Genomic DNA, 524 nt, shown 5'->3' with positions numbered 1-524 from the left:
GAATGAGCGAAAAGGGGACATCGCGCCACTTGCAAAGCATCTTGCCGAGCGTCACTGTAGCAAAATGGGTATGCCTGTTCCTCAGTTCTCGCCAGTTGCAGTGGAAAAACTATTGCAGTACCCATGGCCAGGTAATGTTCGAGAGCTGGATAACGTTGTACAACGCGCGCTGATTTTGAGTGAGAACGGCGATATCGGTGCAGAGCACATCTTGTTAGAAGGCGTGGATTGGCAAGATGCCAACAGCTTGCAATACGTTGTGCAAAGTGCAGAAACATTGGTCCCTGATGTCAAGCCTGTTGCTCAAGCTGAATCCGTCAACCGCGTTAACACTGGCGGCGAGGGGTTGGGTGGTGAGCTGCGCGATCAAGAGTATGCGATCATTCTAGAAACCTTGGTGGAATGTAATGGCCGACGCAAAGAAATGGCAGAGAAGTTGGGCATAAGCCCGCGTACTCTGCGCTACAAACTTGCCAAAATGCGTGACGCGGGTATAGATATTCCGAGTTAGGTTTCACACGCGT

The 524-nt window shown here is 51.0% G+C and carries 1 protein-coding gene; it reads left to right on the top strand.

The window, feature by feature from the left end:
• Window positions 1-511: helix-turn-helix domain-containing protein (locus R7P74_RS29145; protein ID WP_318124206.1), on the top strand; the 511-nt coding region annotated here is incomplete at its 5' end.
• Window positions 512-524 lie beyond the last annotated feature (13 nt).

The organism is Vibrio sp. 2033, from assembly GCF_033339735.1.
This window is presented reverse-complemented; position numbering and strand designations above follow the sequence as displayed.